The organism is Paraflavitalea pollutisoli (genome assembly GCF_029360705.1).
Taxonomy (GTDB): Bacteria; Bacteroidota; Bacteroidia; order Chitinophagales; family Chitinophagaceae; genus Paraflavitalea; species Paraflavitalea pollutisoli.
On the sequence record NZ_JARKMX010000001.1, the window covers coordinates 1,144,783 to 1,162,888 of the forward strand.

The 18,106-nt window shown below is 46.5% G+C and carries 3 protein-coding genes; all 3 read left to right on the forward strand.

Annotation, left to right across the window (positions count from 1 at the left end):
• Nucleotides 1–3 precede the first annotated feature (3 nt).
• The 3 genes from P2W70_RS04715 to P2W70_RS04725 are packed head-to-tail and all read left to right on the forward strand — an operon-like array spanning nt 4 to nt 18,105.
• A complete protein-coding gene (locus P2W70_RS04715) occupies nt 4–6,855 on the forward strand; it encodes a hypothetical protein (protein WP_276480269.1) in 6,852 nt (2,283 codons plus the stop codon).
• A gap of 19 nt (nt 6,856–6,874) precedes the next feature.
• Entirely contained in the window at nt 6,875–7,660 is a 786-nt protein-coding gene (locus P2W70_RS04720) for a hypothetical protein (RefSeq protein WP_276480270.1), read from the forward strand.
• Nucleotides 7,661–7,695: 35 nt separating this feature from the next.
• Entirely contained in the window at nt 7,696–18,105 is a 10,410-nt protein-coding gene (locus P2W70_RS04725; protein WP_276480271.1) for a LamG-like jellyroll fold domain-containing protein, read from the forward strand.
• Nucleotide 18,106: the final 1 nt, after the last annotated feature.

Genomic DNA, 18,106 nt, shown 5'->3' on the forward strand with positions numbered 1-18,106 from the left:
CCCATGAGCCTGAGAACCAAATACCGGAAGCCCATTGCAGCATTTATGCTGGTAATCGTTGCCACTCAAACCTTGTTGCCGGCAACCGCGTTGGCGTTGACATCCGGCCCCGTGCAGCCCGAAGTGAGCACCTTCAAGCCGGCAGGAGTAACGGATATGGTGGATATGTTCACCGGTAACTTCAGTTATAATCTACCATTGCTGGATATTGATGGATACCCGATCAACCTGAGCTATCAATCGGGCATGGGCAATGATGACGAGGCCTCTTGGGCCGGCTTTGGGTGGAATGTCAACATCGGTTCGATCAACCGGCAGGTTCGTGGTGTACCGGATGATTTTAGTGGAGACAGATATACGACAGATCAATTTACAAAACCCAATGTCACAGTGGGCGGTAAACTTACAGGAACACTCGAAACGGCAGGCTTTCCGTTTGGGTTCAGTACGTCTGGGTCGCTGGCAATGGGCATCTTTAGTAACAACTACACAGGCATCGGTGCAGAGTTGGGGGCTAATGCTGGTCTCAAGTGGACAGACTGTTTTGGTGTACTGACCGGTGAAATGGGATATGGCGTCACCTCCAAAACGTCCAGTGGTGTAGATGTGCAGAAGAAATTTTCCCTGCAAACACATTTGTTGATCAATGACAATACACTGGCTTCACCAGGCATTGCTGGTACGAGTAGTTACAACAGCCGGGGAGGATTAAAGGAGCGGACCCTGGGAGCCACCTTCAGCCTGAATGAAGGAGCAGCCAATGATGTATATGGCAAATCCACTTCCTTTAACACGCCGGCGATCAACCCATCTATAAAACTAGCCATGAAATCGTCACATGGCTCGGCCACCTTCAATACAGGGCCTACGGCTTGGTTCATTTTTGCAGGTGGTGGTATTACGGGGTACGTAACGAAAAATGAAGTGAAAGACCGGGATGTAAGTACACCTGCGTACGGATTCTTGTACGCCGACAGAGGCAAGAATAGAGCAGACGCCATGATGGACCTGCTGCGTGAAAAGGAGAATCCTATTATACCCGAATTGCCTAACCTCGCAGTACCGGTAGCTACCCCAGATTTGTTTTCTTATACCAGCCAGGCAGGTACGGGGCAATTTAGGTTGTACAGAGGAGGTTCCGGCATTTTATTCGACAATGAAGCTACGGACGAGTCACTGAACCAAACGCTGGGGCTCGATGGTGGTTTTGGCTTTGGCGTACATACAGGGGTCAACTTGTTCAACCAGACCATGTCCAATAAAGGTGGCAAATGGGTAAAAGATAATCAATTCATGGCCAATGGCGACTTTCAATCGCCTTCAGACAATCCGAAAGAAGAGCATGTATTTTTTAAGCAGGTCGGAGAAATGAGCCAGGAAGATGAGGCCCTGGTGCAAAAGATGAAAGGGACAGAGCCCGTAGCGGTAGATATTGTTGGTCGAAATGCCTTGTCGAGGTGGCGAACAGCGAGTGGTACGCCCACCAACGTTTCCAGCATAAAGAAGGTGGAAAAAGAGCGTAGAAAAACAGCCATTTCATATTTAACAGCGGAAGAAGCATCAAAGGTGGGATTGGACAAGCAGATCCAGTCGTATAAAGCAATTGGAGATCAGACCATTGATGCTGATATCCTTTGTCATAAAGGACAGGTGGATCCACCAAAAGGCCGTACTGACGGTTTACGTAGAAGAGACCATATCTCCGAAATTACGGTGACTGATGAAGCTGGTAAACGCAATGTGTACGGTATTCCAGTATATAACAAAACGCAGAAAGACATCTCTTATGCCATAGGAAAAAAGAACGGCGAAGGTGGCTATGTGTCTGATGACAACAACCTGGTGACTGTGGCATTGAAGGACAACCTTAAAGTAAAACAAAGCGAACATGCAGACAACGATAATTACCTCCGTACAGAAACGCAACCGGCCTACGCCTCCAGTTATTTGTTGTCCGGAATTTTGTCACCCGACTATGTAGATGTTACAGGAGATGGCATCACGGACGATGACCTGGGCACTGCCATCAAGTTCAATTACACATACGCGGGTGATTACAAATGGCGTACGCCGTTTGGTCTTGGCGAGGGCCAGGCCAACAAAGCGACCGTGGCAAAGGCCTCACTTGCCGATCCGGATGATGACAAAGGCAGTTTCATCTACGGCGAAAAGGAACTTTGGTACCCCCATTCCATCGAGACCAAAACAAAGATTGCTTTTTTCATAACCGAAAACCGGTATGATGCGATGGGCGTAGAGGGGGTAGTGGGAACACATCCCGCCGGCACTCCACAGAAAAGACTTAAAGAGATTCGCTTGTACTCTAAAGCTGATCCGAACAGGCCGATTAAAATAGTGAGACTTAAACACGATTATTCATTGTTTCCCAAAGTACCAAACTTTAATGTTCCTGAAACAGTGGTTGATAAGCCGCTCCCTGGTAAGTTGACACTTCTGATGGTTGAATTTTTATATGGCAACAGTCCTAAGGGATCAAATCACCCTTATAAGTTCACTTACAATTTGGGTATGCCAGGGCAGCCGGACGCTGTCCAATATGGCTTTATGCAAACCGACCGGTGGGGGACCTATAAGCCTAGAGATGCCAATACATCTATTAATAGTATACCGTTGAAAAACGATCAACACCCCTATACCATTCAGGGAACTGCAACCGATGATTATGTTGGCGTGTGGCAATTGAAGCAAATAGACCTGCCAACCGGTGGTAGTATAAACGTTTCTTACGAATCGGATAGCTACAGCTATGTGCAGAACAGGCGGGCCATGGAGTTGGTGAAGGTCGATAAGGTGATAAAAAATACGACAGGCGGAGAGGCAACAGGGGTAAAGGAAATTGTAGGGGTTAGGGTGATTGCTCCAGGAAAGCCCTTGACGAATTCGTTAAAGGAGTTTTGCAATAATTTCCTCAATGGATCATCCTATATATTTACCAGGATGTTTGTGCACATGGGAGGTTTGGACCCTGCAGCACCTGCGAGTAATGACGATTTCTATGACTTTGTGCCCTGTTATGCCAAGATCGTAGATTTTAGAAAAGTATCAGCTGATACCTACGACTTGATTTTTGAGACACTTTCCGACGGTGGCGTCACGATGAACCCCATCCAGCAAGCTGCCTATCAGAAACTAAAAACGGAATACCCCCGGTATGCGTACAACGGCTACAAGAATCGCGTGTCGGTCAACAATGTGGGAAAAGCTATAGAAGCGGCTGTAGGTGCCATTGCCAGTTCTGCTAAGAACTTGAAAGAACTGACTCGTAATTTCTACGAGACCGCTGAAAAGAAAGGATGGGCCAACCAGTTCAAACTAGAGAAAAGCTTTGTGCGGCTGGCTAAATGGGATGGTCCAAAAAAGGGTGGGGGATTGCGCGTGAAGAAGATCATGATCTCCGACAATTGGGCCACCATGTCCGGCAACAATAACAACCTCACCCGCACCTATGGTCAGGAATACAAATATGAGTTTGGGGTAGCGTCCAATGAGCCTTCCATAGGCAATGATGAAAATCCACTCAAGATGCCTGTGCCCTATATGCAATATGTAAAAAAGGGCCTTAATAATTATTTCAACCTGGAGGAGCCCTTCGGTGAATATTATTTCCCCGCTCCTACAGTGGGATATGGGAAAGTTACTGTCCAGGACTTGAATAAGGATGGAGTAGCCGACCCTGCCAAAAGAACGGGGTACGTTGTGAACGAGTTTTATACGGCAAAAGATTTTCCGGTTATCACAAACGCATTATCTAATAAGCTGAATCAGCAAGGCCCCTCTGGATGGTATTCTTTCTTTGGAGGTTGGTCCGTGCACGAAATGACCTTCTCCCAGGGGTATGTTATCGAATTAAATGACATGCACGGAAAACCCAAAGCCGTACGGGTATTTAATAGGGCCGATATGGAGGTGTCCTCTTCAGAATTTAAATACCTGCAAGAAATGATCGGTGCAGATGAATGGAAACTGCGGAACGAGGTAACCGTGATCGATAAGAATGGGCAAATAGAAGAGAATAAGGTGATTGGCCGGGAGATTGAACTATTCACAGATATGCGGCAGCAGGAGTCGAGCACAATTGGTGAAAATGTGATGCTGGGAATGGATTTGATCTACGCTATTTTCATTGGTGGACCCTTCCCCCACTTCCCGTACAAACACAATGATGACTACCGGCTATTCCGTTCCGCTTGTACCATGAAAGTGATCAATAGATATGGAATTGTAGAGAAGGTCATAAAGAAAGAAAATGGGTCTACCATAAATGCAGACAACCTGGTATTCGATGCCGCTACAGGTCAACCCCTGGTGACAAGGTCTCAAAACGAATTCGGAGATCCTGTATACACGGTTAATTTTCCGGCTTACTGGATGCATCCGTCGATGGGAGCCGCGTACCAGAACCTCGGAACGGTTTTGTCTGGTTTCAAAACCACAGCAACCGGGGCAATAGAAAACAACACTTATGCTAACTTCTTACAGCCAGGGGATGAACTGGTGAGCCTCTCAGTCAATGGCAGTTCCGATCGTTATTGGATCATAGAGTCGGCTACGAGCACCGGCGGGGCCATGACCAAAAAGCTGGTTGATCGTTACGGTAAGCTCGTTGAGGACTTGAGTGGACAGGATATCAAGGTGATTCGATCTGGCTATCGAAATGTATTGGGAGCTGCTGCTGCGAATATCGTGTGCCTGAAAGATCCAATAGTGATCGATCCGGCCACGGGCAAAAAACGTCTTTCATTTTCCAAAAATGAAGAACTCGCTGCGTGGAAGGTGCTGACGGCGTCCGCAGTGAATTTCGATGAGAATTGGTCTACAGGAGCAGAATGTCTTACATGCGATCCTGGTTATGTGCTCAATGAAGATGGTGAGTGTGAACGGTTGCCTATTGAGAACAATGATGTTTGTTTTAACCTGGTGCCAGGTAGCAGGGCCACACATTATGGGATGGATGGAGCATTGATTTATAAAACTAATAATAGCGCTCCTGAAACAAGGAAAAGCTTTTTTTGGGGAGGGAGTTGCGCGTGCCCGAGTGGAAATGATTTGCTAGGTAATACAGCCGAAAGCCAAAGTTTGGCTGAGACCAAACTTGTAGACAGTACCCAAAACCAGGTAATATCCACCAGTGCTCAATCAACTGCTATTGTAACGCCGAATGCATCAACTGGTTGCGTAATCAATAACACGCCCAACCAGTCTGATTGCAACTTGGGTTTCTGTGGTAGATTGAATGAATCCGGTATTTGGTTGTATAAAGGCAATGCGAATGACGTTGGTTGGGTAGGCGTTGAATTCTGTGTGGAAGTTCCAGAGCCCGGGGACTACTATATCGGATTTGGAGCCGATCAGAAAATGGTGATAACGATTAACACCGACGATTATGATTATTCAATGCCGGCAGATAACCCATCCAACAGAAATAATTGGCATGTACGTCCCTATAACTTCCCGTACAAAAAGAACAAGGTGTTGATCGAATTTGCAAGTGAAAGTGGAGTGCAGGCAGCGGGATTTGAGGTGTACAACAAAACTTACGAGGAACTGATTCAGGCCGGTCTTAACCTGACTACCAAAGAGGAAATTATTTTTTCTACAGCCAGGGATCTGTTAGGTAAGCGTGTACAGGTGTATCGGGATCATCCCAATCCACCTCATACAAGACTGACGCGTTATTCTTGCCCCATACCTATCGCAGGATACAGTGCCTGTGAAGGATGTGGTAAGTACGAACTGGATCGGGTAGTCAACCCGTACGTGAAAGGCGCTAAAGGGAACTGGAGACCCAATGAAACCAAAGTGTTCCAGGTTGATCGCAACCACAATGATTTGTTCAACGAACAAAAGAAAGGAGCCGATATCCGGAACAGCGGCACATTCGCTTCGTTCAAGCCTTACTGGTATTTGGACGGGCAATCCTGGAAACCCAACACGGCTGTACAAAATTGGGTAACAGCCAACACCGTTACGGTATATGATAAATATGGACAGGAGCTCGAAAACAAAGATGCATTGGGTCGATACTCCGCAGCCAGTTTCTCGTTCCTGGGCCAACTGCCCAATGCAGTAGCCTCCAATGCCAGAAGCAGGGAGATCTTTTTCGAGAGCTTTGAAGACACGAAGTTTAAGCTCTGCCCAACGCCTGAAGACCTCACAGCCTGCTATCGGGTGGCATTGAAAAATGGCAGTGGCGATCTTAAGCCCGATATTGCAAACCTTGCACACAGCGGCAATTACTCACTGACGTTGAAAGCTGCCGGGCTAACCCTCGATACCAGGGCACACTATTCAGAGTCAAAGGAATGGCCCTATTTATTCACCAATACGAAAGGTGAATTTACACTTACACCAGAACCTACAGTCTTTCCATTGGGCTTCGAGCCGATGCCTAAAATGGAGTACGTATTCAGCGCCTGGGTAAAAGAAGAACAGCCTTCCGTCAATACCAGCCTTCCTATCACGCTATCGATAAACGGTTTTAATATCATACTGAAACGGAAAGCCTATGTCGAGAAGTGGAGCCTGATAGAAGGAACCTTTACAATGCCAGATCTGGTCTGCACCGAAAAAGCCAATGTTGCCGTATCGATAGCCATTTTACCCAACGGGGGCGATAAGCAGATCGATGACATCCGCATACATCCGTTTGCCTCCCTGATGAAAACTTACGCCTACGATGCCAAAACGCTTCGTCTGATGGCAGAAATGGATGAGAACGCCTTCGCTACATTCTATGAGTATGATAACGAAGGAGGGCTGGTACGGGTGAAGAAAGAAACCGAACGCGGCATATTGACCATTAAGGAATCAAGATCCTCTCAAAAGAAAAAGTAATCCCTAAAAACATACTACAATGAAGCGCGGGATATTTAAAATGATATTGCTGGTAGTGGCCGTCATCGGCACTACCTGGTTGTTGGCGAATAGGATTGTAATAAAGAACTGGAAGAAAGAAGAACCTAAACCAAAGCAGGCCGAAAGAACGGAAACCCCCGATCCTGCCCAATTGGCGATGCTCGATGAAATGACCCAATGGCTAAGGCCTTTCGACTCGTTGAACGTAAATTGTTATTATGATGCACGCCTCACGGCCATCGATAAAATGGATTCTGCCCACGCGATGATAAACGTACCATTCCGATATGCGAGAAAAGGTGCAAACTGCTACTTCCGCATCGACCAGACAGAAAACCTGTTTTCAAAAGACGGCTATATGCTGGTCGACCACAATGCGAGGAAGATCCTTGTTACTCCACCCAGGAGCGTGATGCGAGGGGGCATGCCAGATCTTCGGCAACTGTTTAAAACAATCACCGCTGAGGGGTATACCATGAAGAAGGACAGGCAGGGCGCAGCAATGACCATCTCCATGCTTTCACCCAACAACATCAATTTCAAAGAGTTTTCGGTGACATACGATAGCGTGGTAAATAGGATAACAAAAATATTCCTACGTCAATCCGAGTTATCCGATCCCCTCAATACGGAGGCGGATAAACTCATGACGATCGAATTTGCACAGCTTTCGAATGTGTCGATACCGGACTCCTGCTTTCGCCAACAAAAGTTTGTGGTGAAAAACAAAGACCAATGGCAGTGCTCAACGGCTTACAGTGAATATGAATTAGTAGCACGATAACTCCCTAAACCTTTATCTCAATACTCCGCTTTTATATGCTTTACCTGACTACGCCAACACGTTGGCAACGTGGCTTGATGTTGTTTGTTCTCACGATTTGTATTACCTGCACAGCTTTCGGGGGTGTGGAACCATACCGCAATATGCTGACAGGTAAGATCAGGCAGGGAGATTCCCTGATCGTGAAAGACGAAAAGTTCCGAAATCCGGCAGTTGTCTGGACTGATATCACCAACAAATCAGTCAACAACCAGCTGGTACTAAGGTTGATCAACGATTCGTCTGCCGCTTTCAAAAAGAAGTTTTCCTGTGAGTTGGACCTGAAGATAGAGTACTTCGCCAATGTAGAGCAGGCAGAGCCCATTGAGATCAACAATGTGAAGTTGAAGGTCGATTATAAGCCAGGTGGAGTAGCCGGCTGGAGACGGGAAGACATTTATAAATTTACGAACGGATATTGGGTGAAGGTGACGGTAAATAATATCACTTCGCCTGAATTGGGCGACACGATTCCTGCCATACTCGAGTTGACCAGCCAAATAACCATCGATAGAAAATACCGGTACAATGACAGTCAGCCCCTCCGCATCTTTGGTTCTTTTGATCAAGCGGAACAAGGACTCATGCAACGGTATGTGGGTGGGCAGTTGGATCAGCCACAGGATTTTTTGCACCTTACCTGGACAGTTGTAGATGGAGCAGACGAATACGATATAGAGTGGGCGGTATTTGATGAAGGAGCCGAATTTGAGACCCAACTAAGTCAAATGGTAGCGGGTACGTGTAACACATGTACGCAAGAAACACTCGACAATCTTTTTAAGAACAATGCAACACGAATCACTACCACGGCTATGGAATATGATGTCACCATGGCATACAACGAAAAGTATATCGTGGTGCGGATGCGGGGAATAGAATATCCGGATGGAGGATACCGAATGGAGCATGGGTGGAATTATACGAATAACAATAATAAGTACGCCATTTGGAAGATAGATAATTGGCATCAGGAGAAACTGAACTGGCAATACAGTGCCACTTTTGCGGAAGAAGGTAAGAAAAAGGAGGTGGTGTCCTATTTTGATGGATCACTGCGAAACAGGCAAACGGTGACCGTCAACAACGATAAGAAGATCGCCATCATTCAGGAAACGATCTATGATGAATTCGGCCGCCCTGCAGCCAATATCCTGCCGGCACCGCACAATGACAATAAACTAAAATACTACGGCAATTTTAACCTAAACAGCGACGATAAGGGATACAATTATAGCGACATCGTTAAATCTCCGTTATCGGTATGTGAATTCAAGCCGGATGCCTTGAAAACAACGCTGGGTGCTGCGGCCTATTACAGCCCTGCTAATCCTTTCCTGGGCAGTAGCATATTAGGTGACGCCGAATCGCGTGAGCAGAATCTCCACAATTACGTGCCGGATGCCGAAGGGTATCCATTCTCTGTAACGACCTACGAGAATGACAATACGGGTCGTGTTAAGACCCAGGGAGGTGTGGGACCAAAGTTCCAACCTGGTGTCGATTTAAGTGTAACGGGTGATGCTGGTGACCCCAGGTCTGCTGTAACACGCAATTACTACGGAAAACCCAGTGACTGGGAGCTTGACAGGTTGTTTGGTAATGATGTAGGGTATGACAATCACTACCTGAAGAACATGGTAGTAGACCCCAATGGACAGCTCAGCATCAGTTATATCAATGCCGCAGGAAAAACGATTGCCACGGCGCTGACTGGTGGAAATCCTGCAAACCTTAAAGCCCTGGGGTCGAAAAAAGACCCTAAACCTGAGGTGCTTTCATTGCTATCTGCTGCCGAATTTGAATTCGATAGCCGGAACCTGAGTATCACGGCCAATACCACTGTGATGGCCACCCAGGCTAATCAGGCATTCAGATTGGACTATGGGTTGAATCAATTGATCGAGCAATACCAGGGCAATACCGCCCAGATCTGCAGCAATTGCTATTACAAGATGTCGATAAAGATCACCAATGATTGTGAAGTGGAGGTGTATAAGACCGAAGATGTCATTGTTGGCTCAAAACTGGCCGATTGTAGTAAAAATCAGCGTCTGGAAGATTATGTCTGTCGAAGCTTTCCCGAGCCTGGTAAGTACTTTATCACCTTCGAGCTGAAGCTGGACAGAGATGTTATTAACGATTATACGGAAGAGTACATCAGGAAGAATACAGACCTCCGTACACAGTTTAATTTCGTACTGGATTACCTGGGGTCAACCGACTTTAGCAGTTGCTTCAGCGAGTGTGTGACCTGTAAGGCCACCTTGGGCGCGCGGGAAGATTTCTTCCAGGTATTTAAAGATAAGCTGGCGGAGTTTAAAATGGAGTTTAGCCAACTTACTCTGGCCGATCAGCAGGCATTGCAAACGCTTGCTTATAACCGATACGACGCTTTGTTGGCAGATTGCCTGAGCAAGCAGGCTACCTGTGCTCCTGATATGTGTTCCAGGTACGAAAAGCTGATGCTGCTGGACGTGTCACCCGGCGGTCAGTTTGCGTTATTCCAATCGACTCCATTCCTGGCTTTGGAAAATAGTTCCAATGTACTTGTGCAAAATTTCAGAAAGGAATTTCCTGAATTACCTACAAGTACGCAACTATACAAAGACGAAGTATTCTACCAGGAAGATGGTACGATGACTTCGCCCCACGATGCCACGTTTACAGTTGAAAAGCTGGTGAAATACTGGCGTCCTGAATGGGCGCAGCGGTTCCTTAAATACCATCCTGAATATTGTAAGTTGGAATTCTGTATTTCCAATAGTCAGTTCCTGGGCTGGGATGAGCAGGTAAAGATCAACATCAACAAGGTTTCGGAAATTGCTTCGATACCATTAACCAATGGCTTGTCTTATGATAATAACAATGCTGCTTGGTTACTGACGCAGGATCCATTCTTTGCACCAGGAGCACCTGGCGCAGGTTATTATTCCCAGATGAGTACAGACCTGCAGGAGTACAGCCATCGGGTGATGTCGCAACTAGTGACGTTATCACCTGTCAAGAGTTTGACAGAGCTGGTAGAGTTTATCTTATATTGTTCTGATTCTGAAGGTAATTCTAATGGCGCGCCTTCTGGGGATTCGTGGGCTAATTGCTGGCCTAATGGGGCCTGCCGGGTTCCCGATCGGGAGTGGCTGTTGTATCGGGAATATTACTTTCAACTAAAGGAACGATATTATAACATAGCGCGTAGCGAAGGGGCCTGTTTAGGCAAGTGCCAGGTTGGTACGCCGCTTGGACTATCGACTTGTGCCAATATCTCTGACTTCACCATTCAGGAAAGTGGAACGAATAATGGTGTTCAGCGCCAATTGAAAATAACTTATGCAAAGGGTGCTGCCATGCGGCAAATGGTATTAGGCCTGTACTACCCCGCAGAATATGCTTCAGCCGGAATTCAGTCAACGCTTACTTTCAATAACAATGAGGCGGAGAAATCAGTTGATGTGCCGATTGGAATGCCCCTGGGTGCCTTAAAAATTAAAACGATTAACTGTTTTGGAGAAATAGCTGAACCCACCTTTCAGGGTAGAAGAGGTGCGCCTGCTGCAAAAAACACAACCACTTCATCTATGTTTCCTCAAACACCCTATGATCCAAATTTGTGCAGAGAACCTTTCCCGCAATTTACGGTAGAGAAGGGCGTAGCTTGCCAAAGCGGAGAACAGGGGCTAGTGATAACGTTGCGTACTATTATTGGGATGTGTCCAGATCAATCCTATTTGGTACATGTATACGTTACAAATGGTACAACAACTTATGAAGTAGGGGTGGTGTCTTTCATGGGACCAATGTTTTCTGCTCAGGTGCTTTGTGTACCTCCGGTATTAAATTTCGATGGCGTACCGATGGTGGCCTGTGTGAATGGTCCGATTGCTCCTTGCAACCCAACAGAAAATACTTGCCCCGACTTACTTAAGTATAAACAATCACGTTTCCAGCAATTTAATTACAATACTACGATCGGTCAACAGGATGTTGCAAATATTAAAAACGAGCAACTAGGCCAGATCAAGCATCAGATCATTTCATCTTGTGAGAGCCAGGCCCAGGCTTGGGTCGATAGAATGGAGGATTGTTTGGCTGCCCTTCCGGAATTGGAAAGAGACGCCAAGCGGGCAGCACTAAAAGCTGGATTTATTGACGTATGCAAAAGAGGTGGAGACGTTGATCATCCTTGGGGAGCTACTACTACCCGCCCTGGCGATCCCAACCCATCTTCCTTCAAAGAAGTGATCAAATCGGTCATGCAGCTCACCAACCTGACCATGGACTGCAATCCATACCTGATTGAATCGCCCTTGCCCTACGAATCTAAACAACAGGGTACACCAAAGATCTTGACCAATTCCAGTGCTGCCTTGTGTGATCAGCTGCAGCAATTGCATACCAAGCACACCAATGAAGCACCTGGCGTAAGCTTTTACCAATACCTGGTGAACATCTATGGCTCAGCCATGACACTAACAGAAGCCGAAGTTTCGATGATAGAAAAGTCCTGCAATAACTGCCGTTTCATCCTTGACCAGGGCATACAGCTGCCTGTATTCCTCGAACCTGGTATGGTTGGATGCATCAAAAAGGCTGATTATGATGCTGCAAAGGCTGCATTGACAGCCGAATTTGGTGGCGTATTGTCTACAGCGCATAGTAATTACGAGGACGTGTTCTCCAACTTCATGAACCAGCGATTCGGTTTCCTGATGCCTTATAGCCGGTATCTGGAATATGAAGCGACGTTGGTCAACAATACTACTGCTATATTGTGTAACGAGCCGCCATTTACAAGCGTTCAACAGGACCCTTATGCCTGCCTCAGGACTTTAGTAGCTGCTGCAGCACTGAAAGGAAGTATCGCTTACGACGCGTATATAGAAGAGGAGAAGCGGCTGTTCAAGGTTCGCTATGTTGAAAAATGCAGCTGGGTCAATGGAATGGCGAAGCTTACTACCGATCAGCAATTGTATCACTATACCCTATATTATTACGACCAGGCAGGAAACCTGATACGTACCATTTCGCCGGAAGGGGTGCGTCCGTTGTCGCTCGCAGAGACGGATATTGTAAAGCAATGGCGCAATTTCAATCCGGCAACTTGTACCGGAGAGGGTTTACCTTCCGTGACAGACCCGTATGCGAGCCTAACTGCATTGAGTGATGCGATGTATACCGGTACGGCGAAATCCGTTGAGTTGTGGTTGAATGCCAACCCTGGTGACTATACGCGTCAGGTACGATTCATCACGCCAGATAACCGGTATTTATGGCAGGCCGCCGTAAAGGATAATATGCTGTGGGTAGAGTTATATACCCTGCAGCCATCGCCGGTACGGGTAAATCGGGCAGTTGCAGACATTACCTCGGTCAACATGCAGCTGTGGAGTCACCTGGTGGTTTCGTCATCGAACATCGTGAATGGAACCTGGGATGTTTACTTCGAGGGCAAAAAGTTGACCTTGATGACTACAGGTCAGCCAGCCTATCCGTTCGATGCGGTACCGGGAAGCAGTTTGCCACCGGCCAACTACAACTATGTTAAGTTACTCCGATTCTATAATCAGCCGGCCACCCAGGCTGGTGTGACTGCCAATTTCTCCAATTCCTGTATGATGAATGAGGGCTTCTCAGCTGGTCAGCTGATACATGCGGGCCGTTTCAACATTCTACACGCTTGTAATCCTGCCACAGAAACCCGGGTGGTAAATAATCAGGGAGCGATGCAGGTAACCGGCGATTTGTCAATGAACGATAGCCGTTTTGAAAATGTGCTGGACAATTTCAGCATCGAGTTCTGGGCCAAGCCTGATCAACCACATGAGATTGACCAGTTGTATGATGGTACGATAAATACTGCCACAATGGGAACTTCTGGGCAACGATATGCAATATACCCAACCAACGCCGGAGCTGGCATCGGAGCGGGTGTAGGGGTGTCGGTAGGCACCAATGGGGTGAGCGTATATGAGCACGACAGTGGATATATGCCCGCTTTACTGGTATGGCAAGGAACTATTAACCAATGGACACATATTGCAGTAGTATACGAAGACAGGATTCCATTCTTGTATATCAATGGTCAACTCGTAGCGACTGGGCAGCAGTCGACCATGGCATACGTATGCCCTGGTAGCAATATTTGTAGTGGTCCCTACGGCGTGATGACGGGTGGTATTGATGAAGTGAGGATTTGGCGCGGGGCCCGGACTTTCCAACAGATCCGCGACAACTATCAGTCAGGTGTTTCGCCAGCCAACACACAATTGGCCACCTATTGGCCGTTGACGGCCCAGGCGGGTGCTATAATCCAAGATATTAGCTGTAACGGTCATGTGTTGAATCCTGCCCCGGCTTCCTTCACTTGGAATACGGCGACCCTGCAAACAACGATTAAGGATATCGTACCGGTTGAATATGCAACCAGGTCCTACTATCCCGCTCACAAACTGCTGACCAGTTATGCATTCAACAGTACTGGCCAGGTAGTACGTCAAAAATCGCCCGATGGAGGAGATTCTTATTTCTGGTACGATAAGTTGAGCAGGCTTATTGCATCGCAAAATGAGGAGCAGCGGTTCAGTGGACCCAAATACAGTTATACGATCTATGAGAAGGCAACAGGCAGAATCACAGAGGTGGGGGAGAAAAGTGGTGCGACAAACGGAATGCCAGCCAATCCGGGATTTGTAGATGAGTCTACCATCAATTCATTTTTTGCCACCAATAATGGTACCAACAAATCAATTACTGAAACAGTTTACGACGCACGTCCAGCAGCTGGATTGGGTGTCAACGGCACATTAACGCAGAATAACCTGCGCAAGCGGGTGAGCGCCACATTATTCAGGCCGGAAACTGGTCAGCCGGTAACCAATGCCAGCTATTATGATTACGATCTGATCGGAAATGTGAAGACTTTATGGCAGCAGGTGGATGGCTTGGATGTAAGTGGTGACTTGCATAGAATCGACTACGAGTACGATCTGCAAAGTGGCAAGGTGAACCTGGTACGCTATCAACAGGGTAAGCCAGATCAGTTTATTTACAAATATGATTACGATGCGGAGAACCGCTTGACGATGGCAAGTTCCGGAACCATCCTGGGTAGCAATATCAAAAGAGACGCGTCCTATTATTATTACCTCCACGGACCGCTGGGACGGGCGGAACTGGGTGACGGTACCCAAATGGTGCAGGGGATAGATTACGCTTATACTTTGCAAGGTTGGTTAAAAGGGGTGAATGGCGACAAGTTAAATGCAGCGACAGAGATCGGCATGGACGGTAAGTCAGGCTATCAAACGGTTGCGAAGGATGTATTTGGTTATTCTTTGGGCTATTTTAAGGACGATTACAAGCCAATTGGTACTGGGGCAACTGCCTTCTCTTTAAATTACCAAGGTGCTGCAGTAGATCTTACAGGAAAGAACCTGTTTAATGGAAACATTTCAAAAACAACACTGGCGATCAGCAAGTTTAGAAATGGAGATCCTGTGGGTTATAGTTATCAGTACGATCAGTTGAACCGCCTGGTAGAGATGCGTCAGCATACGCTGACCGGATCAACAATCAATTGGTCAGCTAGTTCGCTGACTGAGGCATACCTGGAGACGATCACCTACGATGCCAATGGTAATATAAAGACCTACAAGCGGAATGGAGCCAATACGGCCGACAGGCCATTGGTGATGGATGATCTCACCTATTTGTATAACGGGCCGCAAGACCCTGTTAGTAGCGATTACGATTTGCAGAACAATCGTCTGAAACGGGTAACTGATGCTGTCACCAGTCCGGCATATTTAGAGGACATTGAGTCACAAACGGAAGATTATCAATATGACAGGATCGGCAATTTAATTAGGGACAACAACAGCGATATATTTTGGACAGTGTATGGAAAGATTGATAAAGTCATAAAGGGGACAGGGCCAGATCCGGATAGGATTGAGTATAGTTACGACCCTGGTGGAAATCGCGTAAAGAAGTTTTCTAAACTTACGCATAAAGAAAATGGGCAGGATGTTACTGTTCGAATGACAACCTGGTATGTACGGGATGCACAGGGTAACGTGTTAGGGGTGTACACACAGAAAGAGGGCGAGCCAAAGAAATGGCAGGAGCAGCACTTGTACGGTAGCAGCCGGATAGGTATGTGGTCGCCCAATATGGAGTTGGTCACCGGAAACGGTGCGACTGAGTGGGGTATTGCAGGTAAAAAGTCGTACGAGTTAACCAATCACCTTGGTAATGTACTGGCAGTTGTTTCGGATGTGGTAACGACGCAGCCAGATAATTCCCTGGCGGCAACGGTTAAAACGGCGCATGATTACTATCCGTTTGGTATGCAAATGCCGGAGCGGACCTTTGAGGCGGCTTGCCGTGAAGAGGTCGAGGAGCCATCGGAGGAAGTGGCAAACAGTGACCTTACATCGGGAGTTACGCAAAATGGCGCTGATTTCTGGCAAAATGGTGTTCGTTGGCAGCGCTTGAATTCGGCAACCCTTGCTTATGAGAATGGAGCCATCAGGTGTAACAATGGCGGGACCTCAAGTGATGGGGTGGCGGCCTTCATTCCAATGGCGGGTGTTGCACCCAATACGACTTATGTCATGGAATTTGACATAGTCGAGAAATCGACCAATATCACCTATTTCAACTGTCAGGCACATACTCCGGGGAATGACGTATACAGGGTAATGACCAGGAAAAATGGTACAGGTCACCACTCGTTCGTGTTCACGACGCCTGCTGTAATGCCGCAATACATTAGGTTGCGTATATCATCAAACCTGATCAGCGTGGGAACTTTCTTCTCGGTGGATAATTTTGTTTGCAGAAAATATAAAGGTGAATATGTTGAAACCCCATTGGTGGCATCAGCTAATTTCGATGACGGGGTAATGGATGGCGTAAATGTATTGTCGAATGGCATGACATTTAAGCCATTGCTTCCTGAAAATTCTACGATCAGTTTGACAGGTACTACCGATAAAAAGATCACGGTAAATTGTACCAACGTCGATCAGAGTCATTTGATGACAGACATAGACGCCGTTAGTGGGCAGGAATACCTGTTGAAGTTTACCATGACGCAGTCTCTGGCCGATAAGCGGATGGGTATGCGTATTTACAGCCGGATCAATGGCGTTTGGGACTTAGGTGACCTGCACGGTATGTTTTATGTTGGATCTGGCAATAATATATTCAACTTTAAATGCCCGGCAGGCGCGGATAGAATCAGGATCCAAATGTTCCGATCAAACAGCGGTCAAACCTACGATGGTTATAATGTGCCATACACCATCGATAACTTTAGCTTGTCGCATGTAGTCTTTTTGCCCGGCCAAACCACTACAGTCTGCGATCCCGGCGCCGATCCTTACGGAATGGATGGCATTTATCGCTATGGTTTCAACGGTAAGGAAAATGACAACGACGTCAAGGGGAGCGGGAATCAAATGGATTACGGTTTGCGGATTTATGATCCGCGATTGGGTAGATTTTTGAGCGTGGATCCTTTGACTAGGAATTATCCTTGGTATACGCCCTATCAATTCGCAGGAAACACACCTATTCAAGCAATAGATTTAGATGGCGGGGAAGAGAAGCATTACACTCTTGATTTGAATAAGGATGGAACTGCAACCCTTACAAACATACCTTCTAAGACAAAGGAATACAACGAAATTCCATTTTTAATGCGACTCTTTACATTAGGTGCAGGTAAAAGTAAGTACGCGATACAACCAAGAGCAGTAGTTACTTTTGGAAGTAACACTTACAAAATCGGATTTGCTAGCTCACTAACCAATCAGGATAAGATGGGGTTGTTTAATGAAATACTTAAAAACCCGAGTAGCGTTAATGTCGCTGAATTTACATCGACTTTTCACAATGAAGATCAGGACGAAAGTGTTGCATGGTTTACTGCGTCTGTCAATTTGCAAAATAATGCAGTAATGAATGGCCCTTTCTTAACAAGAAAGGCCTGGTTTACGGCTAATCAAGGAACGCATAACTTCAAGTCTCCACTTAGAGATAGACATGTTGCTACAAAGATTAATCAAAAGTCCTTGGCTAAAGAATGGAACACGGTTGCATTGCCTGGGGTCGATTTTCAAGCTGATGTTGCGGCGATTAACTCAGGAAACGCCTCAAGGGTCCGCGACATGTTTTACACAAATGGCAGATGGTATTCGGCGCATGATGGAACTCTATATCCAGTTAGTGGAAAAGGTCTTTTTAGGTTAGATAGAGCTACCTTTAAAGTGCTTGGTGTTTTAAATGTTTTTGGTGATACTGAAAAGTCTGCTGGAATTCTGAAAAACATGAAGGCTACATCTGAACAACTTCAAAATGCAAGGGAAGTTTATAATTTAATAAAGGAAGTTAAAAAATAGA